Source organism: Kordia zhangzhouensis (assembly GCF_001005305.1).
In the GTDB taxonomy this organism is placed as follows: domain Bacteria; phylum Bacteroidota; class Bacteroidia; order Flavobacteriales; family Flavobacteriaceae; genus Kordia; species Kordia zhangzhouensis.
This window is the reverse complement of record NZ_LBMH01000008.1, coordinates 18607-42336: the sequence shown is the minus strand read 5'-3', so window position 1 is coordinate 42336 and position 23730 is coordinate 18607. Positions and strand designations below refer to the sequence as shown.

The following is a 23730-nucleotide window of genomic DNA, read 5'->3' as shown; positions in this document are numbered from 1 at the left end:
GTGCATATGTAGGTTTTGTGTTACATTTATAAAAAATAATAGGACGTTTATAATAAAATGGTTCCTGTTATTTTCTAAATTTAGTATGATAACAGGAATTCCTGTTATACATATGTTGTGCGTCAGTGTAAAAAGCCGACCCGCAAATGGCACATTTGGTTTTTGCCGACACACGAGCCAACGCTCCAAAAACCAAAAGAGCCATTTTTTGCCAACGCACGGACAAACAGAGAAGATTAAAAACATAAATTGCGAATTTTGAAAAAGCAATATTTAGGACAGAAAATATAGAATGAGATTTATAGATTTATTCGCGGGACTTGGAGGCTTTCATAAGGCGTTACACGAACTTGGCCACGAGTGTGTATTTGCAAGTGAACTCGACCCTGTATTAAGAGATACCTACAAAAAGAATTGGGGTAAAGACATTAACATTCACGGAGACATTAGGAAAATTGTAAAAGACAATATTGACTTAATTCCTGACCACGACATATTATGTGCAGGTTTCCCTTGTCAGCCATTTTCAAAAGCGGGTAAACAACTTGGACGAGAGGACGACAGAGGAACGCTGTTTGACGAAATTGTAAAAATTCTTGAGGCTCGAAAACCCAAATATTTCATTTTAGAGAATGTTCGATTCATTGCCAAGCACAATAACGAAGAAACTTGGAAAGCAATGAAAGTTGAGTTTGAGAGACTAGGATATCAAGTTGACCATAAAGACTATTCCCCTCACGACTTTGGTATTCCGCAGCATAGACAAAGAATATTTATTGTTGGCTCGTTAGGAATAAATGCACTCGACCATTTTAGTTTTGACAAGGTAGACAAATACAAAAAAAATGTTGTTGAACTTGAAAATTTCATTGAGCAGAATCCAGTTAGTGCAAAACAACTACCTAAATCAAATCAAGATTGCATTCGACTTTGGCAAGACTTAATTGATGCTTTACCAAAAGAGGTAAAAATCCCAGGTTTTCCAATTTGGGGAATGGAATTCGGAGCAGACTATCCATTTGAAGAACAATATCCTCATTTACTTTCTGCAAAAGAATTAGGTGAATACAAAGGAAATTTTGGGATTTCATTAAAAGGAATGACCAAGGAAGAACAATTAGCAAATCTACCAAGCTACGCAAGAGTTGAAGATGAGTTTCCCGATTGGAAACAGAGATATATTAGACAGAACAGACAATTTTACAAAGACAACAAAAAGTTCATAAAAGAAGCCGTTAAGCAAATTGCAAAGTTGCCATCTCAAAGTTGGCAGAAATTAGAATGGAATGTTGGCGACAGCAAACGAATAATAAATAATTATCTATTGCAATTTAGACCATCAGGCATAAGAATTAAAAAGCCTGATTTTTTCCCTTCTTTAGTTTGTACGAACACTCAAATTCCAATTATTGGTTGGGAAAACAGATACATTACCAAAAAAGAAGGATTGAAACTTCAGTCTTTAACAGGATTGAAACTTCCTGAAAATGACAATGCAGCTTTCAAAGCATTAGGAAACGCTGTAAATGCCAAAATTGTAAAGCTCATTGCTACTCAGCTTTTGGTTGAAGAAAAGAAACTGAATGGAGTTGCGAAGCAACTCCAAGCGTCTAATTCATTATCCAAATCCTATGAGCCAGCAAAGTAAAGTTAGTATTCGTCCACAAGTTACTATGCTCTCTGTTCTCAAGCACATTGAATATGAGACTTGGTTTGCATTGGCTGAATTCATTGATAATGCAGTTGACAGTTACCTAAAAAACATAAAGGTTTTAAAACAAATTGAAGGTGATGATTTTGTTCTTGAAGTAAGAGTTGAAATAAACGAACCTGAAAATAGAATCACCATAAGAGATAATGCAGGAGGAATTGGAGAAGCTGATTATTCAAGAGCATTTCGAGCTGCGGAAGTTCCTCCTGATAATTCAGGTCTTTCTGAATTTGGAATGGGTATGAAATCAGCAGCTTGTTGGTTTGCTGACAATTGGTGTGTTACATCCACAGCATTGGGAGAAACGCAGGTGAAGAAGGTTTCCTTCGATATGAAAAAGATTTTTGAGGACAAGTTAGAGGAGTTGGATGTTGAAATTAAATCTTGCGAAAAAAACCATCATTTCACAATCGTAGAATTGTTTGATGTAAATAGAATGCCGAGAAGAAAAGGTGTAGGAAAAGTAAAAGACCATTTACGAAGTATTTACAGAGAATTTATCCGTAAAGGCGTTTTAAAGCTAACCTTGAACAATGAAGAATTAAAATTTGAAGACCCAAAAATCCTTAATGTTCCTCAATATGACAAACCAGATGATGACCCTATTCTGTGGCGAAAGGAAATTGATTTTGAATTAGAAGAAGGTTTAAGTGTTCACGGTTTTGTTGCAATCAGAGAAAAGGCATCTACATCAGAAGCAGGTTTTGCATTATTTCGCAGAGGCAGAGTAATTGAAGGCAGTTTTGATAATGGCTTTAGACCTGATTTTATTTTCGGAGCTCCAAACAGTTATCGCTATCAAAGAGTTTTTGGAGAACTTCACTTAGACGGATTTAGTGTAAACTTTACAAAAAAAGGAATCCAATGGGATGAAAACCTAGAGATTTTTCTCAGACTACTTAAAGATGATATTAGCTCTAAAGACTTTCCATTACTGCAACAAGCAGAACAATATCGAGTAAGAGCGACTGAAAAAGAATATAAAGCAGCTGTAAAAGCACTTGATGAAACGGTGAATGACTTTCAGAAGAAAGCACCGCAAGCAGTTGCCGAAGTAGTAAATTCAATTTCTGTAGCAGAACCCGAAGAAAAGGTAGAATTAACCAAAACCGAAAAAACGCTTCATAGAGAATTTGACATTCGCTTTAATAAAGTTGATTGGAAAGTGTCAATTGAACTTTCATATGACCCTTCACTAACAGAGTTAATTGAAGTAGGCGATAGTTTTATTAAAGAAAAAGTTAGCAATTCATCTGTTCGTCAAATTGGGATAAGACTTTCTTTAACACATCCTTTTATGGTTGAATTTGCAGGAGCCGACACTAACAAAATTGAGCCTGTTCTCAGAATTGCGGCAGCTTTAGGACTTTCTGAAATCATTGCAAAGGACAGCTACAAAAATCAAGGAGAAGTTCGGAGAAATTTTAATGAGCTAATATCCAATCTCTCAAAACAATAAAGATATGACAGAAATAATCGAAATACAGAATCAAAACCAAAATGGAGATTGGCAACCATTTGTAGGTGATGAAACTACTGAACTTTTGCGAAGTAAAGGTTTTACTAATTCTAATAGAAGTTTAAATCAAAGTGGCGAAAGAATATTGGATGAAACATACAGAATTATGCAGGTGTGTGGTAATCCTAATGACCAAACCAATAATGAAACAGGAATTGTAATTGGTTATGTCCAAAGTGGAAAAACCCTTTCTTTCACTACTCTGACTGCATTAGCTAGAGATAACAACTATCAGATTGTAATCGTAATTGCAGGTGTTTCAACTAATCTCGTAAATCAGTCAACACAACGATTAGCGGACGATTTAAGGTTAAACACTCGCTTTGACAGAAAGTGGACATTACTCCAAAACCCTAACAGCAACCAAGAAGCTGAAACAATTGAAACAACACTTGCTCAATGGGCTGACCCAACTTTCCCAATAGAAAGGTGTAGAACATTGCTTATAACAGTGATGAAGAACACATCTCACTTGAATAACTTAGTTAATATTCTTGCGGGACAAAACCTTACAGGTGTTCCAACCTTGATAATTGATGATGAAGGAGACCAAGCAAGTCTAAACACTAGAGCAAGATGGGCAGCACGACAAAATATTGATATAGAAAGTTTAACCGAAAATCAAGTTTCTACTATTTACCGTAGAATAAACGCACTTCGCAATGTTTTCCCACATCACACATTTCTACAATACACCGCCACACCACAGGCAAATCTATTCATAAATATAATGGATAGACTTTCTCCTAATTTCATAAAACTATTAACTCCCGGACCTGATTACACAGGAGGAATTGATTTTTTCAGAAATAATCCAAACCTTATCTTGGAGATACCACCAAATGAAATTCCTACTCCAACAAATCCGCTTTTTGAAATTCCAGAGAGTTTGAAAAGTGCTTTACGCATTTTCTTTTTGGGTGTAGTTGCAGGAGAAATGCAAAATAATCACAGGAATAGGACAATGCTTGTCCATCCTTCAAGACTGCAAGGAGACCATAACGAATTTACAAATTGGATAAGAAATACTTGTAATAGTTGGCAGAGGTTACTTTCAGGCAATGATGCTGAAGACAGAAGAGAACTAATTGACGAGTTCAGAACTTCATATAATCAATTACAAATGACTGTTTCTGATTTGCCTAGTTTTGAAACGCTGACAGGAAACGATTTGATTCACGCTCTGCGATACACCCAAATTGTTGAAGTCAATTCTAGAAATGGAGTAACACCGCAAATTCCTTGGAATGATTTCTACTCTTGGATTTTAGTGGGCGGACAATCAATGGATAGAGGCTTTACGGTTGAAGGTTTGACCGTAACTTATATGCCGAGAAATATTGGTACAGGAAACGTTGATACAATTCAACAGAGAGCAAGGTTTTTTGGATATAAAAGAGGTTACTTAGGCTATTGTAGAGTATTCTTAGACCAAGTAACTATTGATGCTTATAATTTTATCGTAGAGCACGAAGAAGATGTAAGAAATAGACTTTTAGAATTCCATTTGAATGATAGACACCTAAACGATTTAGACAGAGTGGCAGTGCTTAATCAAATGTTAAACCTAACTAGACGAAACATCATCTATGACGATTTAGATAGAGATACATTTGGCAATGATTGGTTTAGAATTAACGCACCACACGACACAGATGAATTGATTGAAGCCAATAGAAATGCCCTTTTAACTTTCCTACAATCAAGAGCAGGATTGTTTAACCAAGATGAGGGACATCCAAATAGAACTGAAGAACAAAAACATTTAGTTGCAAGAATTACGATTCAAGAATGTTTGGAGCATTTGCTTAACAATCTTCGTTATACAAGAGAAAGTGATTCAGCAACATACTCAAGCCTTAGAGGAATTTTAAAAGGATATATTGAGGAACATTCAGACGAAGAATGTTTGGTTTACTTGATGAGTACAAATTCTTATGAAAATTGGACACCAAGAACTCGTAGATTAAATCGAAATGATGAAATACAACAGCTATTTCAAGGTCGTAACCCGAGAACAGGAGAAGTAATTTACCCAGGTGATTCAGAAATTAAGGATGAAAATCTTTTGACAATTCAAATTCACCTTTTGAATTTGAGAGATACCGATTTTCAAAACGTGCCAACCATAGCAATTTGGATTCCTGAACATATGGGAGCTGATTTAATAAGGCAAGTATGAATTTAATTGACCTATACGATTCTCTGAGCTTGCCTGAAAATGACAGCAAGGTTTTCAATGCAATTCCAATCCCCGAATACCCAAATTTTCGAGTGGCAATTGACTTTGAAGGGAATGCAGTTTTATTGCTTTCTGTATCTAAGAGAATTAAGGATTTAAGCCTGAAGAATTTTCGCCTCAAATATTTGCAACTTGAACAAAACCTTGAATGTAAAATTTATGAGAATGATTCCTTCAAATTTCAAACATTTACTGTTATTACATTCCGTTGCAGCGACAGAAACTTGCAAGAATACTTTCTTAGAATATCTGAATCTCTCGTAAAAACAGTTGGACAAAATCCAACTCAACCACAAGTAATTGATTCGCTCAAAAAGTTTGTTGAAGTATTTAAAACCTTGACAGATTCTCCAACAAATACAGTAAACGGTCTTTGGGCTGAGTTATTTTTAATTGAAAATTCAACCAATCCAAAAGAACTCATAAATTATTGGCATAACATACCAGAGGAGAAATTTGATTTTAACGCAGGAACAGAAAGAATTGAAGTTAAGAGCAGTTCGAACTTTGAGAGAAAACATATTTTCTCAGCGGAACAGTTAAACCCTCCGTCTGATACACAAGTTTTAATTGCTTCGGTTTTTTTAAAACAACACAATTCAGGGAATAGCATTCAGTATTTAATTGACAGAATTTCTGAGAAGATTGATTACGACTTTGATACAGTTGAAAAGCTAAACACAATTGTTTTTAGAACGCTTGGAAGTTCTTTGGAACATTCCATTGGCGTAAAATTCGATTATGACATTGCTCAACAGTCTTTACGTTTTTACAGACATCAAGACATTGACAAAATAGAGGAAGTTCATATTCCAAACAATGTTTCAGAAGTGAAATATAAATCTGACTTGACAAGTATCAAGGCAATAGAATTAAATAAACTAAAAGAAAGAAAAGGACTATTCAATGCTTTATAACAAAATAGAAATAAAACCAACGCTTCACACCCACACACATTGCCAAGTCGCACCAGCCGACCCGCAAGCCAAAACTTGGCAAAGAGTGTGTCTGCCCTACCGCACGACCAAAACGACCGAAAAACAGACGGACGAAAAAGAACACCGAACGCACAACATCACCTATACGCAAGCAGGGGTTTCGTGCTTCGTAGGAAAGGAAAGTGGTAAATTTGAAGTTCAGTTCTTCGTAGAAAGTTCAGTGGTAAAAATCCCTGCCTGCGTATAGCTGAGAACCGTTATATATAATTCCAAAAGAGAATTGGAGACATCCGTTTGAAAAAGGAAATATTGGAAAGATTTTATCTAGTTTTTCTTTAAAATCAGCAGATTTTAGTCCAAGTTTTTAGCAGTTACACTGTGAAAGAGCGTTCTTTCAAACATTGTCAATGTACTCAAAAACTTGATTTAAGGTAGTGGATTTATTTGATAAAATCAACTCCTAATTAGAAAACGATAAAGTCTAAAGTTACAAATGAAAAAAAAGGCACGCCTTATACAAATATAAAGTGCATCTTTTTTTACAATTTCAAACGGATGTCTATAGGCTATTTTAGCTCTTTTTAGAACTCCTTTTTTATGGCTTGAATTTAAGTTGTACTTTAGTTAAAGTAAGAACGCAAAAAAACATATATATAACAACAGAATACACTTGCATTAAAACGCAGCTTATTCTAATCGTTGTACGCAAGTTGACAACAAATCGCAAAAAATCCAACTGAATTAAAATAGATAGAGTGAAAAATATGCTAATTTTGAAAAAACTGACTAAAAAAATTCTCTAATCGAAGTTCAAATATTAAAAATGTAATGGGTATAATTTTAAAAACCAAAAAACACTATTTGACTAGATTTCCGTTATGGCTAGGTGTAATTATATTTTTAACACTTTCTTCCTTTATAATTGGATTTATTGGAGCCTATTTAACCGAATTAATAACAAATGAACCTTGTCACGAAGGAAACTGCTTTTGGGGAGTAATTCCTTGGTTAGGAATATTTATAACACTACCAATTGGCGGAATCGGACTTATAATTTATTTAGTTATTATAATTATTGATTCTATTAAATTAATGAAAAATGGAAAATAAAACCTGCGTACAACAATGTATAACCGCAATTACGGCGGATTCGACTACGTCCGAATCCACTCGGAATTGCTAAAGCCTGTGCTAAACCGAAAAGTAGTAACTTAAAACCCGTAACTGACGGTTATACGAGACCGTTATTTGCAATTTTAACACTCAAACTTAAACAATGAAGAATATTATCTACTTAATTTTATTAGTCCCAATTTTTATTTTTGGTCAATCTAAATCTGAAAAAATAATTGATGATTTTAAGAAAATGAGCAGAGAAAAAGGGATTTATGTTCAATCTCCTGGAGGAGAACCTGAACCTGTATTTCAATTTTGTGAAAAAGAAAAAAAGAAAATCCTAAAACTTGATAAATTAATTAATGACGAGGAACTTGAGTCTTTAAAATCAAGTGATAACGGAACAATTAAATTTATTGGTTATTTAATAAGCGCCAAAAGAAACAATAATAAAAATTATGTTTTAAACTTATTAAATAGCGTAACTGAGGAAAAGAAGATTTACATGGCTTGGGGCTGTGAAAGGAATGAATCCTCATTTTCATACCAAATGTATTTACTACGAGTTTTATCTGTAAAAAATAGTCTTTTTGAACCAAAATATAATATGACAAATGCTGACCTGAATGGATTATTGGAAAAAATAAAAAACAGCAAATAAAAACGTGTATAATTCATTGCTTCTGATTTTCCTTTCGGAAAATCCTCGCGCTGAATTATTGCCTTTGCTTTTTTATTAAATTAGTTGCTGAAACACGCAACGAAATCATACACAAACCGTTAGGCACAATCTGAACGCAACTTTATGAAATACACATTTTATATCTTATTTCTTGTAATTATCTTGAGTTGTTCTAGAACCAAAGAATTCAATTCAAAAAATTATTTTGAACATATCAATAATGCTGAACTTGCCATTTGTGATGAAAACTATGAAAAAGCTATAAGCGAATATAAAACTGCTTTTGATGCAATAGAAAAACCATTTGGGAAAGATGTTTTTAATTTGGCATTATTGAGTCAACTATTGAATAACTTCGAAAAGAGAGATAAATACCTTCAAGAAATAATAAACAACTCAAATGAATTAGATTTTGTGAAATCCGTTTTTGTAAGTAAATATATGACTGAGCAAGAATGGATAAATTAGTATATAAAAGAGAAATAAAATACAACCAAAAATTAAGAACTGAATTTAATGAAATTCACGCTAGGGACCAGTTGTTTAGACCAATGTATGAGACTCACGATGATACAATCAATTCGATTAGAAAAATAAACTTAAAACGAATATTGGAACTAACCGACTCAGACGGTTTTCCATCTCAAGTAGAATTAGGATATGACAATTATTTAAGACAACAACCTCACTATATTATTTTGCATCATACAGCTCAAAGGAGAAGTTATGACAAAACTGTTATCGATTTGGAACCAATTTTAAAATCAGCTGTAAAAAGTGGAAGATTTGACCCAGAACAAGCGATTTTCTATTTGAACTTTCAAAATGATATGGAGAAAGGTAGTTTTGAAGTTTATTCATCTTGGCAATACAAACATCCAATATTACCTGACAGCTTAAATAATAAAATTTGGTTTCCAAAACTTACTAAAGAACAAATATCAAAAGTAAATGAAAAACGAAAAGAATGGTATGCAAATTCAATATCTGATATTGTTAGAAAAACTGAATTTCTGAATAAAAGTGATTTGCCTTTTGTTTTTACTTCGGTAAGAAAATCAATTGCAAATTTACACGATGATTTTGATAAAGAAACTGCTTTAAAACAATATAACGGAATGACAAGCTATATGATTGAAAAATAAAAGACTGTGCCTAACAACGTGTATAGTTCATTGCGGCTGAATTCCTAATCGGAATTCATTGCAATTTGCTATCTTTCGGTTACGGCGGAAAATCCTTGCGGATTTTCACACAACAAACCATATACAAACGCGTTAGTCAACATTTGAGAAAATCACTAATGAAAAAAAAAATTATAGTCATAATCTTATCAATCCCAGTTTTGACATTTGCACAAAATAAAGTGAAATTGAGAGATTTGACTTTTTCTATCCCAACTGAATTTAATTATTTTACTGAACAAGACAGAAAGCTAGATTATGAGAACTTTCACGAAATAGGAAAAATATTTACTGATTCGACTGATTTGGAGAAGTTCCCTAAAATCCAATATCAGTATTATGAAATGCCTGAATTTGGTCTTGAAAGTTCTGAAAAAGTTCTTACAAGCCTAAATCATATAATGACGAAAGATATAAAAGCCGACACACTAATTATTAAAAAATCGGAAAATTACTCATTAGCCAAATATTCAATAATGGGAAAATCGTTGTATGAAATAAAAAGTTTGGGTAAAGAAGGTTGGATAAATATTCAATATTTCGATTTACCAAATAATGACAGTAAAAGCTTTAAAGCAGCAAAAGAAATGATTAGTTCAATTAAGCATAAACAAAAATATGAATCGGAATATGATAGCCATATGAAAAAATCGGGTGAACTTTCAAAAAGAGCATTGATTTTTTTGGCAATTGGATTATTATTTTTTCTTATCCCTAAACTGATTAAAAAATTAAAAAACGTTGTCTAGCAATGGCTATAAGTAATTGCTTGTTCTCGCCTACTTCTGAAAATCCTCGAGGATTTTCAGCCCTTTTAAGAATATCTTTCTTTTAAGTTTTACTATTGAACTCTAAAATTTAGAGTTCTTACAATCAAGATACATCCTAAATGAAAATATTTGTCGGATGGTTGGTTGTTGTATTTTGATTGACTCTTAGATTTGTCATTACGAGGCGTAGCCGAAACACTCGTATTGAGCACAGTCGAAATACTTGTATTGAGCGCAGTCGAAATACTTGTATTGAGCGCAGTCGAAATAATCTCATAAAAACTACCCTTTCTCTGAACGCTTCTTCCGCCGTGTCTTGACTACTTGATTGTATTGTCGAACCAATTCGTGAATTTCGACATGCAACTTTTGATGATCGTCATGCGTGTTCAGAGTGACGAAAGCTTCCAATCGTTCCACCAATGTGCGATACACAGCCGTGGCACCGTCACGTAAACTCGTAAAAGTCGGTATGTCATTGGTAGCAATTTCGGAAACACGTGCTACATACAATTGGCCAAATTCTCTATTCACGGTTTCCAACGCCTGTACCCAATCTGACAAATGCAGCATGGTAACTGCCTCTTGCAGTTGTGTATCGGTTTGCCACTGCTCCATCATATTGGCAATCAACGCAGTTTCCTGCTGATACGGCATTCTGTGTACATTCTTTCCGTAAGTCTCAAAGTGAAATAGCAAACTTTTAGCAGCTTCTTTCTTAATCGAATCTATATGATACGTATATCCTTTCAACACATACCGAATCCCCTTATACAAATCATCACGTTGAGCATCCAATGCTTGTAAAGCGGCTGTTTGCACTGGTTCTTGCTCCACTTCAAAAGCCAAAACTAAATTTGCTACCTGCGAAGCCATCGCAGCACGTTCGGCTGTCAACCCTAAAGCAGCCACATCGTACTGATTGATTAACTTGACGATATCTTTCATAAATTGTAGAAACTCACTACTGCGATAATCCTTTAAAATTGGTCTTGAAAACGAGCTCATTTACAGTATTGGTAATAATTTTACTAAATATAGCATGTTTATTAGGAATTATCACATAAAACATGTGCGGAATTAAAAATACACTATTGTTATAATAATTCCGCACTTGCGGAATCATGACTTCAAAACTATTTTAACATTTCCGTACTTACGGAATCACAATTTCAAAACTGTTTTTAGCATTCCGCACGTACGGAACCTAAATTACAAAACTGTTTCTAGCGTTCCGCAACGTACAAAAGCACCTCGCAATCGTACAACACGCGTCCGTATATAATCAAAAACAACAAACACAATCACTCGAATGCTAAAAATTAGATTAATAATTGAAAGATTCAGCGCATTCAAAACAATTTAGAAATGATATATTTGGTACTTTGACAAGCTCAGCACCTTTTTTTGGAGTTCCCAATCCTTGTTTGCTACACTCAGTATTCAAAATTTGGAAGTAAATTCAAAAGTGAAATCGAGCTCAAATACGTAGTTTTACATTTAAAATGTAGAATTCAACATTTATAATTTCAAAGAATGATTTTAGAAATCTGTGCCAACTCGTACGAATCTGCTATGAATGCTTCAATAGCAGGGGCGCACCGTATTGAATTGTGTTCCGAACTGGCTGTGGGCGGTGTAACTCCTTCATATGGGGTACTGAAAAAGGTTATGAACGAAGTATCAATTCCTGTTCATGTACTAATTCGTCCGCGAAGTGGCGACTTTACCTATTCAAAGGTAGAATTTGAAATCATGAAGCAAGATATTGAATTGTGTAAGGAATTGGGGTGTGCAGGCATTGTGTCTGGCGTGCTTAAGCAAGATCAAACAATTGATGCCGAACGTACCAAAGAACTGATTGAATTGGCAAAGCCCTTGTCGTTTACCTTTCATCGGGCGTTTGATTGGGTGCCAAATCCGAAAGAAACCATTCTCGAACTAGCCATTTTAGGTGTAAATCGTGTATTGACTTCAGGACAGGCAAAATCTGCTGAAAAAGGAATATTATTATTACAAGAATTAAAAGATTTAGTCGAAAACGAGCTTATTATCATGCCTGGCGGCGGTATCAATCCTAGCAATGTGTATCTTTTTAAAGAAAGTGATTTTACCGAAATTCACGCTTCCGCCACAAGTATTCATCAAACCATCAACGAACCCAAAATTAGCATGCATAGTGCTACGTTGTTCAATGAAACTCGTATTGCAACATCCAATAAAGAAAAAATCAAACAACTGGTAGCACGTATCCTTTCATGAAAAATTTCACGTACATATCTATTTTTTTATATCTCATGTGTACTGCTTGTGCAGATAAAGAATTAAAAACTATTGGAGATACTTCTATCGTAGTATTTGAGGATGAACATCTTCATTTTGACATGGCTTTTAAAGAAAATCCTAGTACCCAAAACGACATTTTACGATTAGATGCGGGACGTGTATTAGTCAAAAAGATAAAAGTCCCTACTTATGAAAAACAAGCAACTGTCACTGTTGACATGACACTCACGTCCAATGGTGACCCTTGGGATAAATCGGGTTCACTATTTGTCATTCCCAAAACTTCCAATCTTAGTTTGATTGACTTTGAAACAGGGAAATTTAATCTGGATAGTCTTAAAGTAATGTATCCAATGGTAACCTACTATGAAAAGGATCGCTTACAATATCAACCTACTGTTGAATTGCTTCGTTTTATGACTCCTTTTGGTGTGGGACATTTTACCAATGACGAACGTGTAAAAAGCAGAAAACCTGTGTACATCCCAAAGTGGGAAACAAACGTTTCTTGGTCACAAAACATCACACATTTGCTGCCGTTGCTAGAAGACGAAATTTATGTAGGTGTTTTTATTGATACATGGACAAAAGAAGGATACAAACTTACAGCGACACTTCACTTTGACGAAAGTGAGATTCCGCTACATGAAAAAAAACAATCAACTGTACTTCCATTACTAAATACAACAAAATATGCTTCTGGTCAAAAGTTGTATGACGAGTTTTCCCGATCTGATTTGCAAGTAGAATTTGAATTACCTAAACAAGCCACCAATGTCCGACTGTATTATATGACCACAGGTCATGGTGGGCATGCTACGGGAGACGAATTTGTTCAGAAAGAAAATATAATTCGTTTAAATGATACCGTTATTAAATCATTTATTCCTTGGCGTGACGATTGTGCTAGTTTTAGACGCTTCAACCCTACTTCGGGCACTTGGAAAGCCAATGAATTTTATGACGATGTAGACGATTGTGAAAAAATTGCCTCTTCTGATCTATCTCGCTCTAATTGGTGTCCAGGAAGCGACGTTGCTCCTATACGTATTCCATTAAAAAATATCTCAACAGGAAAACATACAGTATCTATAAGCATTCCCGAAGCTCAAGAAGCTAAAGAAGGAGAAATGAATTATTGGATGGTTTCCGCATATATTGTTTACGATCATGAATAAATATTTTTATCTAGCTTGTATATGGTTATTCATAAGTTGCTCAAAAGATGACCGACCTACAACGTTACATCTTCACGAGAATTGGCAATTCAAACAAGACACAGATACTACTTGGTTGACAGCTTCGGTGCCAGGAAATGTATATTCAGATTTATTAACTCATAAAAAAATTCCGAACCCGTTTGTAGCTTCCAATGAATTGATTGTACAATGGGTTCCAAAGAAAAACTGGGAATACCAAACTACATTTGCTCTTAAAGAAGAAACACGAAATAAAGACCATATAGAAATTACATTTGAAGGCTTGGATACGTATGCAACTATCTACCTTAACGATTCTTTGCTTGGACAAACAAATAATGCGTTTCGCACTTGGACATTTACTATTAAAAATCGGGTAAAAGAACAAAACACCCTACGCATAGCTTTTGAAAAAACCAGTACACATGAAACTCCCGAAGCAGCAAAACTTGATTATGTATTGCCTCCTGGACCGCGTGTATTTACACGAAAAGCACAATTTCAATACGGTTGGGATTGGGGTCCTACCCTAAACACTTCAGGAATTTGGAAACCTGTAAAAATTACTTCATGGAATACCATGAAACTTGAAGATGTATATTTCTCTCAGAAAAAAATAACCGATTCACTAGCTGTCCTTTCCGTAGCATATACCATTACTGCTGATAGAGCTATTGAAGAAACTACCTTTGAAGTAAAAACCGAAAATACCACTCAGCGTGTTATTGCAGCCGTTCAAGAAGGTACGCATACGTATACTACAGAAGTAGAGATTAAAAATCCGAAACGATGGTGGACGCATAATTTGGGCGAGCCGTATTTATATACGTTTGATATTACACTGAAAGAAGGAAACGACCTCAAGGCACAACAACAAGCTAAAATTGGGTTGCGAACCATTGAATTAATTCGTAAAAAAGATGCGCAAGGAGAAACCTTTTATTTTGAACTAAATGGGGTTCCTGTTTTTATGAAAGGAGCTAATTACATTCCACAACACAGCTTGCAAGATAAAGTAACAAACACGCATTACGAGAACTTGTTAAATGATGTTGTAGATGCTAACATGAACATGCTACGTGTTTGGGGTGGCGGGATTTATGAACGTGATATTTTTTATGAATTGTGTGATGAAAAAGGAATTCTTGTGTGGCAAGATTTTATGTTTGCATGTGCCATGTATCCTGGCGATACAGATTTTCTAAAAAATATACAACACGAAGCTGAACATCAAGTTACACGACTGCGCAACCATGCATCACTAGCGCTTTGGTGTGGGAATAATGAAAACCGTGAAGCGTGGCATCGTTGGGGCTGGCAAACCGATAAAACCGAACCGCAAAAAAAAGAAATATGGGATAGCTATTTAGCTGTATTTGACAGCATTTTACCCAATACAGTCAAAAACTTCGACTCTGAAATTTCCTATTGGGAAAGTTCTCCCGAATATGGACGAGGAAATCCTTTATTTCAATTTGAAGGAGATGCACATGATTGGGGTGTTTGGCACGATGCCTTACCATTTGAACGTTTTGAAGAAAAAGTCCCTCGTTTTATGAGTGAGTTTGGGTTTCAATCGTTCCCTTCGTATGAAGCCATTCGGTACTTTACAGAAGAAGACTCCATCAGCATTAATCATGATAGTTACATCACACATCAAAAACATCCAAGAGGATTCAAGTTGATACGTGAGTATATGGAACGTGATTATCCTGTACCCACTTCAGGTGATGATTATGTATATATGAGTCAGTTAACACAAGCCAAAGGAATGACGATGGGGATGGAAGCACAACGTAGAGCCATGCCGTATTGCATGGGAAGTTTATATTGGCAATTAAACGATTGCTGGCCAGTGGTTTCATGGTCGAGCATTGACTTTTTTGGCAATTGGAAAGCACTACATTACAAAGCAAAACGTTCCTTTGAAGATGTACTAATCTCTTCCGTGGTAGAAAATGATACCATCCAAACGTATATTGTTTCTGATAAATTACAACCAATAGAAGGTGATTTTTTTCTCAACTTTATAGATTTTAACGGAACTAACATTCACAACGTACAACAAAAAGTAACAATACCAGCTAATTCGAGTACGTTAATTGCTCGCACACCTGTTTCTAATAGTAAAGCCCATCCAAGCGAGTACGTGATGAAAGCTGTTTTTACTTCGCCTCAACTCAGTACAGATGCTGCAAGTACTAACTCAAATTGGAGTTTAACGTCATTGTTTTATGTAGCCAAACCTAAAGAGTTGAATTTACCTAAAGAAGATATCTCTACAAAAGTTACTAAAATTGAAGGAGGCTTTTCCATTGAAATTTCCTCTAAAACGCTACAAAAAGACGTGTTTTTCTATACCAAAACCAAAGGCCATTTTTCAGATAATTTCTTTGATGTATTGCCAAATGAAACCATGACCATTACTTTTGAAACTGATGCCGATACTATAGACGATTTGGCATTTAAAACCTTGAATGGAATTCGAGAAAAAACGATACCAACCTTGTAATTTATAACACTAGTAGGTGTTCTCGAAAAAAAGATGAATCACTTTATAGAGGTTTTGTTTATTGCGTGTTTAACGATTTACAAGTGTTTGAAACTTAAGTTCCTAATTAAAGCTGTATTTTAGCAGTTCATTAGACGCCTGATTTATGAAAAAAGCGATTTTTATTTTTATTCTAACTTGTATCATTTCCTGTACTTCTAAAAAGCCTACAACAGTACAATTGGTTGGTAAACATACATTTGAACTGTTACAAAACATGGAGACCATTTCTCAAGAAGAATTTAATAAATACTTTATTTCGTTAGAAGAATTACGTGAGTTTGTAAAAGATACTGTTGTTGCAGAAACCTTTCGAAATGCTATTATGAAGGTTTCACCAGAAACACATAACACACGTTTGGAGTTATCGTACCAAATGATTAAAGAAACTGGAGAAACGTATGCGATTGATTGGAACGCTATTGAGTTCAAAGAGTACATGTATCAAACGAAGCTACATGAAGGTTTTAATTTTCATGATGGGTACGTTGTGTTTACTCATAATAAAAAAGAATATGTAGCAAACATTATTTCTCTTATGTATGATGGCAAACAACGATTGTTTAACTTTTCCAACTTTGAACCTGTTCAAAAACCATAATTTTTTAGCTTAATGAAACAGATTTATAGCTTTATCATTAGTTTAAGCATTTTTAGTATTTGCTGTTCGTGTGACTCCGCATATGTTTCGCATCCCAATGTGGGGAAACATGTTTTTGAAACGATACAGACACTAGATACTTTGCCTGCTGAAAAATTTCGTTCGCTTTTTATATCGTATGAAGAACTTTTAAAAATGATTCAAAATACAAAAGAAGGCGAAAAACTCATTCCGCAACTTGCAGAAATATCCGCAGAGCAATACTATCAAGACATTGATAGCATCTACTCTTTTTTGAAACAAGATGCTAAAGATAATTCCATTGGTTGGAAAAATACAGCGTTTGAAAAGTACGATTACAAAACGACTCGAAACCGAAGTATGACCTTAAATCACGGTACTATACATTTTTTACACAACAAAAAACAATTTGAACTAGAAGTTTACTGGATTACAGACCTTACAGTATCAGGCTTACTAGGTGTAGGAGGATTGCAAGCAACAGAGTAAACTGTTTGTGATAACACCTTTATTCACAAAATAACGAAGCTAAAAACAAACAACTCATGAAAAAACTATTCTTCTTTTATGTATTAGTCATTGTAACATTTACAACATATAGTCAAAATCTAACGCTTAGTGAAAAAGCAGAAGATGTTGGTAAAAATGCGATGCCTATCTTAAAACAGCTAGACCATATTTCTGATAAAGAATTCATCCATAGTTTTATAACCATTGAGAAACTAAAAGAGTTTGTTTCAAAAAAGTTAGATTCTACTAATAATGAAGTGACACAACAAGTACAACAAATGGATATTGAAAAATATCGTAAAAAAGTAGTTGATGAACTTGATGAATTAAAAGAAAAAGGAAAAGAGTACGGAATTATTTGGAACGCAATTGAATATGTTGATTTTTCTTATAATGATCAAACAAGTGGTCCTATAAAAGGGCTAACAGGCAAGCTACTATTTAAGCATAAAGAAATAGTATATCGTTCAAAATTGGAAGCAATTGTTATCGACGAGAAGTACGCTCTTATTATTTTAAGAAACATACAAAAAGAAGAAAAATAATTATTCCTTACTATCTATCCACTTTGGTGTTACTTTTGGAACAAATGCTCGCATACGCTCCAACAAAGTTTCTATATGTTGCTCAATGATTAACATACGATAGTTTTCTTCTTTAAGTAACTGTTTTTGCATCATAGTTTGCATCATCGAAATCAAATCGTCATAATATCCATTGCTATTTAAGATTGCTACGGGATGAGGCATTTTTCCTAATTGCAAAGCCGTAATAACCTCAAAGAGTTCTTCCATGGTGCCAAATCCGCCTGGAAGCGCAATAAATCCTTCTGCGAGTTCAATCATTTTTAGCTTGCGCTCAACCATAGTTTCCGTAGTATATAGTTGAGTTAAATTGGTATGTACCACTTCCTTTCGCTTAAGAAAGTGTGGAATTACACCAATTACGTTTCCTCCATATTCTAAGACTGCGTTGGCTACTGTTCCCATAATTCCAATTTGAGAACCACCATAAATCATTGTAATATTTTCTTTAGCGAGTGCTATTCCTAAGGCATGCGCGTCTGCTACAATCTTTTTGTCATTACCAAGACTACTTCCGCAATAAATAGCGATACTTTTCATTCGTTCTAAAAATTTTAGACGATCAAACTTTTATATGGTCCAATCGCTTTATTTGGTACAGTGCATCATCCGATCAACACCAAAAATATCTTGTCGCAAAACAATATTTCGAAATTGCTTTGCTGCTAACAATTGAGACATTTCGTTTCCTAAATATTGGTTGATTTCAAAGTATAAACTACCATGTAACGTCAAGTGCTTTTGAGCAAGATTAGCAATTTTATCATAAAAAACTAAAGGATTCTCATCTGAAACAAATAATGCAGTATCTGGTTCGTATGCCAAAACATTCTTTCGCATACTAGCTTTTTCAAGATTCCTTACATATGGCGGGTTAGATACAATAATGTCAAATAACATATCTTCCTCAAACACATTCAAATCATTCAATGACAAAACATCTGCTTTCTCAAAATTGATAATTATGGTATTCGTTTTTGCATTGTTTTTGGCTACTTTTAGCGCTTCCGCAGAAATGTCAATAGCATACACAGAAGCATTGGGCAAATGTTTTTTTAATGCGATGGGTATACAACCGCTTCCTGTCCCAATATCGAGAATACGTAGCGTTTCTCGTTGAGGATTTTTAGAAACCTCCTCCAATATCCATTGTACCAGCTCTTCGGTTTCAGGACGTGGAATCAATGTATGTTCATTTACATGGAATTCTAACCCAAAAAAATGTGCTTTTCCTAATATGTGTTGTATTGGTTTTTCAAGTTTGAGTTCGCTCAACGCTGCAAACATAGATGTTTCATGTTCTTTATTAATTACATACTCTGGATCTATCACCAACGCAAAACGATCAACATCAAAATAGGCTTCTGTAAGCATAAAGAAAAAACTATTTACCTCATCTGTACCGTACAGTTTGTCTAACTCTTCGTGAAAAATATCTTGTATATCTTTTAGTCTCAAATATTTTGGGTATTAGCGTGCTATATTATTAATGAACATACACTTATTTACAACGTTTTTAGCATCCAAATATCACAAGAATAGTGTCCTGTATTTCCTAAAGGCTTTTCCAAGTGCTCAAAACCAAACGACTCATATATATGGATTGCCGCTTTAAATTGCGGAGTTGTTTCAATATAACATTGACTATACCCAAATTCTTTTGCAGCATCTAGGCATTTTGCAAATAATTGTTTTCCATACCCTTTTCCTCTGATTTTGGCTAAAAAATACATTTTTTGCAACTCACATACATTATCAGTATTGTTATGAAGCTTTTTGATTCCTGCTCCTCCAACCACTTCTCCATTTTCTTCAATAACATAATAAATTTCTCGTGCTCCCTGGTACGCTTCATACATCGCATCTGTTTCTGGATCTTCGTACGCAGTTCCTGTAGTGGGGACTCCAAACTCTGTAATAGCCTTACGGATACAAGTAGCAACCGCTGCGTTGTCGTCGGGTTGTATTTTCCTAATCGTCATACCTAATTCTTTTTTCTCGTTAATTATCAGTCAAAATTTTGAGTGCAAAGACAGACCATTTTTATACTTTGCTTTGCAAATTAGCTAATTTTTATATCGTATTTAGTCAATAAACCATGTATTTCTTTTCGTGAGAAAGCGGCTTTTTTAATTGAGTTTGTACCAGGATCAATAGTGTAATCAAATGCTGAAGACAAATCTGCTTTTTGAAGATTCGTATGATCAAAAATAGCGCCTTTCAAATCACAATTGTCAAAAATAGATTTCTCTACATTAGCTGCCGTAAAGTCTACATTTCGCATATTACAATTCTTGAATGTTGTTTGCGGCATGGATAGTTCTACAAAAGAAGCCAATTCTAGCTGAGTTTCTACAAATTCAACAGAAAACATAAACGCATTACACAAACTAAAATCAACGCCCAACAATTTACAACTGTCAAAAATGACTTCATTAAAAGAACTGCTTTTTACTTTTGCATTCGTCATATCACAAGTATCAAAAGTACATTCTATAAAAGTGGTTACAGCCATATCTACCTCCGTAAATTTACAATTTACGAAAGTACAGTGATCATATTCTCCTTTTGGAAATGCCTGTTGCGTATAATCAATTTGTGTGAAAGTTTGATCTTGATAGAATTCTTGACTCATTTTATATGCGCTTCAGATAGAAATTATGTAGTTTTGCGATGCCGTGAAGATACTGATTTTGGATGAAATTTGAAGTCTAAATACTATCTTTGAAAAACAGTTCTCTGCAAGAGAAAGATTCGTTTTATATGACTCGCTTAATTTTTAACCGATAACTGCATAATACACTAATTTTTTTCACTAACAACACATGAAAAAACTATTCATAATTCCTCTATTGCTATTGATTATAAGTTGTAGCGTGCGCGAAAAACCATTGTTTGTTAAAGTAGATAACATGCACGTAGTTTCTTCTGACTTAAATCGCGTTGTGCTTACGGCAGATGCTTTTTTCATTAACCCAAATGATGTAGGCGGAAGTTTGGAAAGTAAACATATAGATATCATTATCAACGATATGGTTGTGGCAAAAATGAGCTCAGAAGTGTTTGATGTACCTGCTCGAAAAGAATTTAGCATTCCGTTAAAAGTAGAAATCCCTACTAAAGAAATTTTTAAGAAAAATGCGCAAGATGTTCTTGGTGGATTGCTGACTAGTTTACTTTCTAAAAAGATAAATGTTCAATATAAAGGAATTATTACCTACCATACATTAGGTTTTTCCTATGATTATGAAATAGAAAAATCACAAGAAATAACAATCAAAATTTGATGACAACAACACATGAAACCTATATGAAACGTTGTTTGCAATTGGCTGCCAACGGACTTCCTGCGGCAATGCCCAACCCATCTGTAGGTGCTGTAATTGTACACAATCATGTGATTATTGGTGAAGGTTATACAAGTGCTTATGGAGGACATCATGCGGAAGTCAATGCCATTCGTTCTGTAAAAGACAAATCGTTGCTAAAAGAAGCTACGATATATGTTTCACTTGAACCCTGTAGTCATTTTGGTAAAACACCGCCATGTAGCGACCTCATCATTGAGCATCAAATTCCTAAAGTCGTGATTGGTACTATAGATCCGTTTGCCAAAGTTGCTGGAAAAGGGATTGCTAAGCTTCAAAATTCTGGTTGTGAAGTAACTTTAGGTGTTTTGGAATCTGAATGTATTGCTTCCAATAAGCGTTTTTTTACGTTTCACCAACACAAGCGCCCATACATCATTTTAAAGTGGGCAATGTCACAAGATGGTTTTATTGATAAGATACGTACAAAAAAAGATCCGGTGCAACCCAATTGGATTACCAATACGTATTCGCGCCAACTTGTACACAAATGGCGTAGTGAAGAAGCAGCTATTTTGGTAGGTACGCATACTGCAATTACAGACAATCCTAAATTAAATACACGTGATTGGTATGGCGATAACCCTGTACGAGTTGTACTAGACAAAAGTTTGCGTATTCCACAAAACTATTCCCTTTTTGATGAATCAATAAAAACTATCGTATTGACAGCACAAAAAGTTTCTTCTAAAGAAAACCTTGTATTTGAAACGATTGATTTTTCAAAAAATGTAGCTCAACAAGTTTGCAATGTATTATATCGTCACGAATTACAATCTGTCATTATTGAAGGGGGCAAACAAACCTTACAAACTTTTATTGATGCAAACTTGTGGGATGAAGCGCGTGTTTTTACAGGGAATGTCTGGTTTGAAAATGGCATAAAAGCGCCTGATTTTCACCCAAAAACAAGTACTAAGACCTCCATTATAGAGGACACTTTACAAATTTTTCACAATGATTAAAAATATTATTTTCGATTACGGTGATATTTTCATCAATTTAGATAAAACTGCAACTGCTCGTGAATTGCATAAATTAGGAATCAATGATTTTACGCCAGAAATGATTGTTAAAAATCAAGCATACGAAAAAGGATTAATTTCAACAGATGCTTTTGTCCATTTTTATCATGAACTCTTTCCTAAAACTTCTAAAAACGAATTAATAGATGCTTGGAATGCTATTTTGCTAGATTTTCCCCGACATCGGTTGGAATTCATTCAAAAACTAGCCAACAACAAAAACTATCGGTTGTTTTTGTTAAGTAATACAAATGACTTACATATTTCGTGGATACAACAAGATTGGGGAATAGAATTGTATGAAGAGTTTAAAAAGAATTTTGAACAGTTTTATTTGTCACACGAAATTCAATTACGCAAACCTGATACTGAAATTTATGAGTTTGTACTATCTAAAAATGATTTAAAAGCTACGGAAACTCTATTTATTGACGACACACAAGAAAACACAGATGCTGCCAAAACTCTAGGAATCCATGTGTGGAATTTGAATCCCGAAAAAGAAGATATTGTAGATTTATTTACCCACAAAAAAGTATTGTTTTGATTTATCTTGCGTTAAGTATTGTCATTTCTAGCTCGTTGTTTGTCATTTTTAAACTTTTTGACAAGTACCAAATCCATACATTTCAAGCAATTATTGTTAATTATTTCACTGCTTTTTGCTGTGGTTTTTTCTTTTACAGTAACGGGATAACTCTTGGAGACATTGTACAACGTTCATGGATACCTGGAGCTATTGGTTTAGGATTTTTATTTATCTCAATATTTATGGTCATGGCTACTACCGCACAACGCAACGGACTTTCTGTAGCATCTGTAGCAAGTAAAATGTCGGTAATTATTCCTGTAATTTTTGCCGTAATTGTATATCAAGAACATTTAAGTTTCCTCAAAATCATGGGAATCTTATTAGCTTTATTAGCAGTATACCTTACAACTGTCAAAAAGGATAACGCTTCTTTTGATCGAAAAAAAATAGTGTTTCCCGTACTTCTATTTCTAGGTTCTGGAATTATTGATACAACCATAAAATATATTGAAACCAAATACCTAGCAGAAGGGGAAGTTCCTGTATTTTCTGCCGCAGTTTTTGGTTGTGCATGTATCGTCGGAATTATTGTAGCTACATTTCGAGGAGATATAAAGATTAACGGTAAAACAATTTTAGGAGGTATCGCGTTGGGAATACCTAACTTCTACTCGATTATATTTTTATTAAAGGCTTTACGTCCTGAAAATTTAGGAGACAGTTCTACTGTATTTCCAATCAACAATGTTGCGATCGTTATGTTGTCTACCATAATAGGAATCATTATTTTTAAGGAAAAACTTATAGTAAAGAATTGGATTGGAATAGGCATCGCTATTATTAGTATTATCATGATTTCTGCATCGGTTCAATAATATACCGTATTTTAAA

24 protein-coding genes are annotated in these 23730 nt (G+C 34.4%); 19 read left to right on the top strand and 5 right to left on the bottom strand.

Annotated elements, in window-relative coordinates; translation table 11 throughout:
- Window positions 1-292 precede the first annotated feature (292 nt).
- From AA088_RS12875 to AA088_RS12830, 9 genes are all read left to right on the top strand, one after another.
- Window positions 293-1648 carry a DNA cytosine methyltransferase gene (locus AA088_RS12875; protein ID WP_046745432.1) on the top strand — a complete coding sequence of 452 codons (1356 nt, stop codon included), beginning with the start codon at window positions 293-295 and terminating at the stop codon, window positions 1646-1648.
- Window positions 1632-3170, top strand: a complete 1539-nt coding sequence (locus AA088_RS12870) for an ATP-binding protein (RefSeq protein WP_046745431.1) — start codon at window positions 1632-1634, stop codon at window positions 3168-3170. Before AA088_RS12875 ends, AA088_RS12870 begins: the two co-directional genes overlap by 17 nt.
- Before the next feature lie 4 nt (window positions 3171-3174).
- Entirely contained in the window at window positions 3175-5412 is a 2238-nt protein-coding gene (locus tag AA088_RS12865) for a Z1 domain-containing protein (protein WP_046745430.1), read from the top strand.
- Window positions 5409-6389: a PD-(D/E)XK motif protein gene (locus AA088_RS12860; RefSeq protein ID WP_046745429.1), complete on the top strand. Its 981-nt coding sequence runs from the start codon at window positions 5409-5411 to the stop codon at window positions 6387-6389. The genes AA088_RS12865 and AA088_RS12860 overlap by 4 nt, the downstream gene beginning before the upstream one ends.
- A gap of 882 nt (window positions 6390-7271) precedes the next feature.
- The gene (locus AA088_RS12850) at window positions 7272-7520 is read left to right on the top strand and encodes a hypothetical protein (protein WP_157547200.1); all 249 of its coding nucleotides are present in this window, start codon (window positions 7272-7274) and stop codon (window positions 7518-7520) included.
- A gap of 166 nt (window positions 7521-7686) precedes the next feature.
- Window positions 7687-8187: a hypothetical protein gene (locus AA088_RS12845; RefSeq protein WP_046745426.1), complete on the top strand. Its 501-nt coding sequence runs from the start codon at window positions 7687-7689 to the stop codon at window positions 8185-8187.
- Between the two features lie 144 nt (window positions 8188-8331).
- A complete protein-coding gene (locus tag AA088_RS12840) occupies window positions 8332-8676 on the top strand; it encodes a hypothetical protein (protein ID WP_046745425.1) in 345 nt (114 codons plus the stop codon).
- The gene (locus tag AA088_RS12835) at window positions 8664-9353 is read left to right on the top strand and encodes a hypothetical protein (protein WP_046745424.1); all 690 of its coding nucleotides are present in this window, start codon (window positions 8664-8666) and stop codon (window positions 9351-9353) included. Before AA088_RS12840 ends, AA088_RS12835 begins: the two co-directional genes overlap by 13 nt.
- 158 nt (window positions 9354-9511) lie before the next feature.
- The gene (locus AA088_RS12830) at window positions 9512-10141 is read left to right on the top strand and encodes a hypothetical protein (protein ID WP_046745423.1); all 630 of its coding nucleotides are present in this window, start codon (window positions 9512-9514) and stop codon (window positions 10139-10141) included.
- Between the two features lie 303 nt (window positions 10142-10444).
- Here AA088_RS12830 and AA088_RS12825 read toward each other — a convergent pair whose 3' ends face one another.
- Window positions 10445-11110, bottom strand: a complete 666-nt coding sequence (locus tag AA088_RS12825; protein WP_046745422.1) for a DUF6261 family protein — start codon at window positions 11108-11110, stop codon at window positions 10445-10447.
- 588 nt (window positions 11111-11698) lie between these two features.
- Here AA088_RS12825 and AA088_RS12820 point away from each other — a divergent pair.
- From AA088_RS12820 to AA088_RS12795, 6 genes are all read left to right on the top strand, one after another.
- Window positions 11699-12424, top strand: a complete 726-nt coding sequence (locus AA088_RS12820) for a copper homeostasis protein CutC (protein WP_046745421.1) — start codon at window positions 11699-11701, stop codon at window positions 12422-12424.
- Window positions 12421-13626: a PNGase F N-terminal domain-containing protein gene (locus AA088_RS12815; protein WP_046745420.1), complete on the top strand. Its 1206-nt coding sequence runs from the start codon at window positions 12421-12423 to the stop codon at window positions 13624-13626. The genes AA088_RS12820 and AA088_RS12815 overlap by 4 nt, the downstream gene beginning before the upstream one ends.
- Window positions 13619-16159 carry a beta-mannosidase gene (locus tag AA088_RS12810; RefSeq protein ID WP_052752892.1) on the top strand — a complete coding sequence of 847 codons (2541 nt, stop codon included), beginning with the start codon at window positions 13619-13621 and terminating at the stop codon, window positions 16157-16159. The genes AA088_RS12815 and AA088_RS12810 overlap by 8 nt, the downstream gene beginning before the upstream one ends.
- Window positions 16160-16304: 145 nt before the next feature.
- Window positions 16305-16799: a hypothetical protein gene (locus tag AA088_RS12805; protein ID WP_046745418.1), complete on the top strand. Its 495-nt coding sequence runs from the start codon at window positions 16305-16307 to the stop codon at window positions 16797-16799.
- Between the two features lie 12 nt (window positions 16800-16811).
- A complete protein-coding gene (locus AA088_RS12800) occupies window positions 16812-17309 on the top strand; it encodes a hypothetical protein (RefSeq protein ID WP_046745417.1) in 498 nt (165 codons plus the stop codon).
- Between the two features lie 56 nt (window positions 17310-17365).
- Complete coding sequence (locus AA088_RS12795) at window positions 17366-17875, top strand: hypothetical protein (RefSeq protein WP_046745416.1); 510 nt, start codon at window positions 17366-17368, stop codon at window positions 17873-17875.
- Here the strand turns inward: AA088_RS12795 and AA088_RS12790 are convergent, their stop codons facing one another.
- From AA088_RS12790 to AA088_RS12775, 4 genes are all read right to left on the bottom strand, one after another.
- Entirely contained in the window at window positions 17876-18454 is a 579-nt protein-coding gene (locus tag AA088_RS12790; RefSeq protein ID WP_046745415.1) for an LOG family protein, read from the bottom strand. It lies immediately after the preceding gene.
- 48 nt (window positions 18455-18502) lie between these two features.
- Complete coding sequence (gene prmC / locus AA088_RS12785; protein WP_046745414.1) at window positions 18503-19372, bottom strand: peptide chain release factor N(5)-glutamine methyltransferase; 870 nt, start codon at window positions 19370-19372, stop codon at window positions 18503-18505.
- Between the two features lie 47 nt (window positions 19373-19419).
- On the bottom strand, window positions 19420-19896 hold the full coding sequence (locus AA088_RS12780) for a GNAT family N-acetyltransferase (protein ID WP_046745413.1): 477 nt from the start codon (window positions 19894-19896) through the stop codon (window positions 19420-19422).
- A gap of 80 nt (window positions 19897-19976) precedes the next feature.
- Window positions 19977-20549, bottom strand: a complete 573-nt coding sequence (locus AA088_RS12775; RefSeq protein ID WP_046745412.1) for a pentapeptide repeat-containing protein — start codon at window positions 20547-20549, stop codon at window positions 19977-19979.
- Between the two features lie 190 nt (window positions 20550-20739).
- Here AA088_RS12775 and AA088_RS12770 point away from each other — a divergent pair, with 190 nt between their 5' ends.
- From AA088_RS12770 to AA088_RS12755, 4 genes are read left to right on the top strand one after another with little or no spacing between them, the layout of a single operon-like run.
- Window positions 20740-21201, top strand: a complete 462-nt coding sequence (locus AA088_RS12770; protein WP_046745411.1) for an LEA type 2 family protein — start codon at window positions 20740-20742, stop codon at window positions 21199-21201.
- Complete coding sequence (gene ribD / locus AA088_RS12765; protein ID WP_046745410.1) at window positions 21201-22247, top strand: bifunctional diaminohydroxyphosphoribosylaminopyrimidine deaminase/5-amino-6-(5-phosphoribosylamino)uracil reductase RibD; 1047 nt, start codon at window positions 21201-21203, stop codon at window positions 22245-22247. Before AA088_RS12770 ends, ribD begins: the two co-directional genes overlap by 1 nt.
- Window positions 22240-22854, top strand: a complete 615-nt coding sequence (locus tag AA088_RS12760; protein WP_046745409.1) for an HAD family hydrolase — start codon at window positions 22240-22242, stop codon at window positions 22852-22854. Before ribD ends, AA088_RS12760 begins: the two co-directional genes overlap by 8 nt.
- Entirely contained in the window at window positions 22851-23714 is an 864-nt protein-coding gene (locus tag AA088_RS12755) for an EamA family transporter (protein WP_046745408.1), read from the top strand. The genes AA088_RS12760 and AA088_RS12755 overlap by 4 nt, the downstream gene beginning before the upstream one ends.
- Window positions 23715-23730 lie beyond the last annotated feature (16 nt).

Coding starts and splice junctions, on each gene's coding strand:
- AA088_RS12770 (WP_046745411.1), top strand. CDS start 20,740: ATGAAAAAACTATTCATAATTCCTCTATTGCTATTGATTATAAGTTGT.
- ribD (WP_046745410.1), top strand. CDS start 21,201: ATGACAACAACACATGAAACCTATATGAAACGTTGTTTGCAATTGGCT.
- AA088_RS12825 (WP_046745422.1), bottom strand. CDS start 11,110: ATGAAAGATATCGTCAAGTTAATCAATCAGTACGATGTGGCTGCTTTA.
- AA088_RS12800 (WP_046745417.1), top strand. CDS start 16,812: ATGAAACAGATTTATAGCTTTATCATTAGTTTAAGCATTTTTAGTATT.
- AA088_RS12875 (WP_046745432.1), top strand. CDS start 293: ATGAGATTTATAGATTTATTCGCGGGACTTGGAGGCTTTCATAAGGCG.
- AA088_RS12865 (WP_046745430.1), top strand. CDS start 3,175: ATGACAGAAATAATCGAAATACAGAATCAAAACCAAAATGGAGATTGG.
- AA088_RS12840 (WP_046745425.1), top strand. CDS start 8,332: ATGAAATACACATTTTATATCTTATTTCTTGTAATTATCTTGAGTTGT.
- AA088_RS12815 (WP_046745420.1), top strand. CDS start 12,421: ATGAAAAATTTCACGTACATATCTATTTTTTTATATCTCATGTGTACT.
- AA088_RS12760 (WP_046745409.1), top strand. CDS start 22,240: ATGATTAAAAATATTATTTTCGATTACGGTGATATTTTCATCAATTTA.
- AA088_RS12820 (WP_046745421.1), top strand. CDS start 11,699: ATGATTTTAGAAATCTGTGCCAACTCGTACGAATCTGCTATGAATGCT.
- AA088_RS12775 (WP_046745412.1), bottom strand. CDS start 20,549: ATGAGTCAAGAATTCTATCAAGATCAAACTTTCACACAAATTGATTAT.
- AA088_RS12860 (WP_046745429.1), top strand. CDS start 5,409: ATGAATTTAATTGACCTATACGATTCTCTGAGCTTGCCTGAAAATGAC.
- AA088_RS12780 (WP_046745413.1), bottom strand. CDS start 19,896: ATGACGATTAGGAAAATACAACCCGACGACAACGCAGCGGTTGCTACT.
- AA088_RS12870 (WP_046745431.1), top strand. CDS start 1,632: ATGAGCCAGCAAAGTAAAGTTAGTATTCGTCCACAAGTTACTATGCTC.
- AA088_RS12795 (WP_046745416.1), top strand. CDS start 17,366: ATGAAAAAACTATTCTTCTTTTATGTATTAGTCATTGTAACATTTACA.
- AA088_RS12845 (WP_046745426.1), top strand. CDS start 7,687: ATGAAGAATATTATCTACTTAATTTTATTAGTCCCAATTTTTATTTTT.
- AA088_RS12835 (WP_046745424.1), top strand. CDS start 8,664: ATGGATAAATTAGTATATAAAAGAGAAATAAAATACAACCAAAAATTA.
- AA088_RS12805 (WP_046745418.1), top strand. CDS start 16,305: ATGAAAAAAGCGATTTTTATTTTTATTCTAACTTGTATCATTTCCTGT.
- AA088_RS12830 (WP_046745423.1), top strand. CDS start 9,512: ATGAAAAAAAAAATTATAGTCATAATCTTATCAATCCCAGTTTTGACA.
- AA088_RS12790 (WP_046745415.1), bottom strand. CDS start 18,454: ATGAAAAGTATCGCTATTTATTGCGGAAGTAGTCTTGGTAATGACAAA.
- AA088_RS12810 (WP_052752892.1), top strand. CDS start 13,619: ATGAATAAATATTTTTATCTAGCTTGTATATGGTTATTCATAAGTTGC.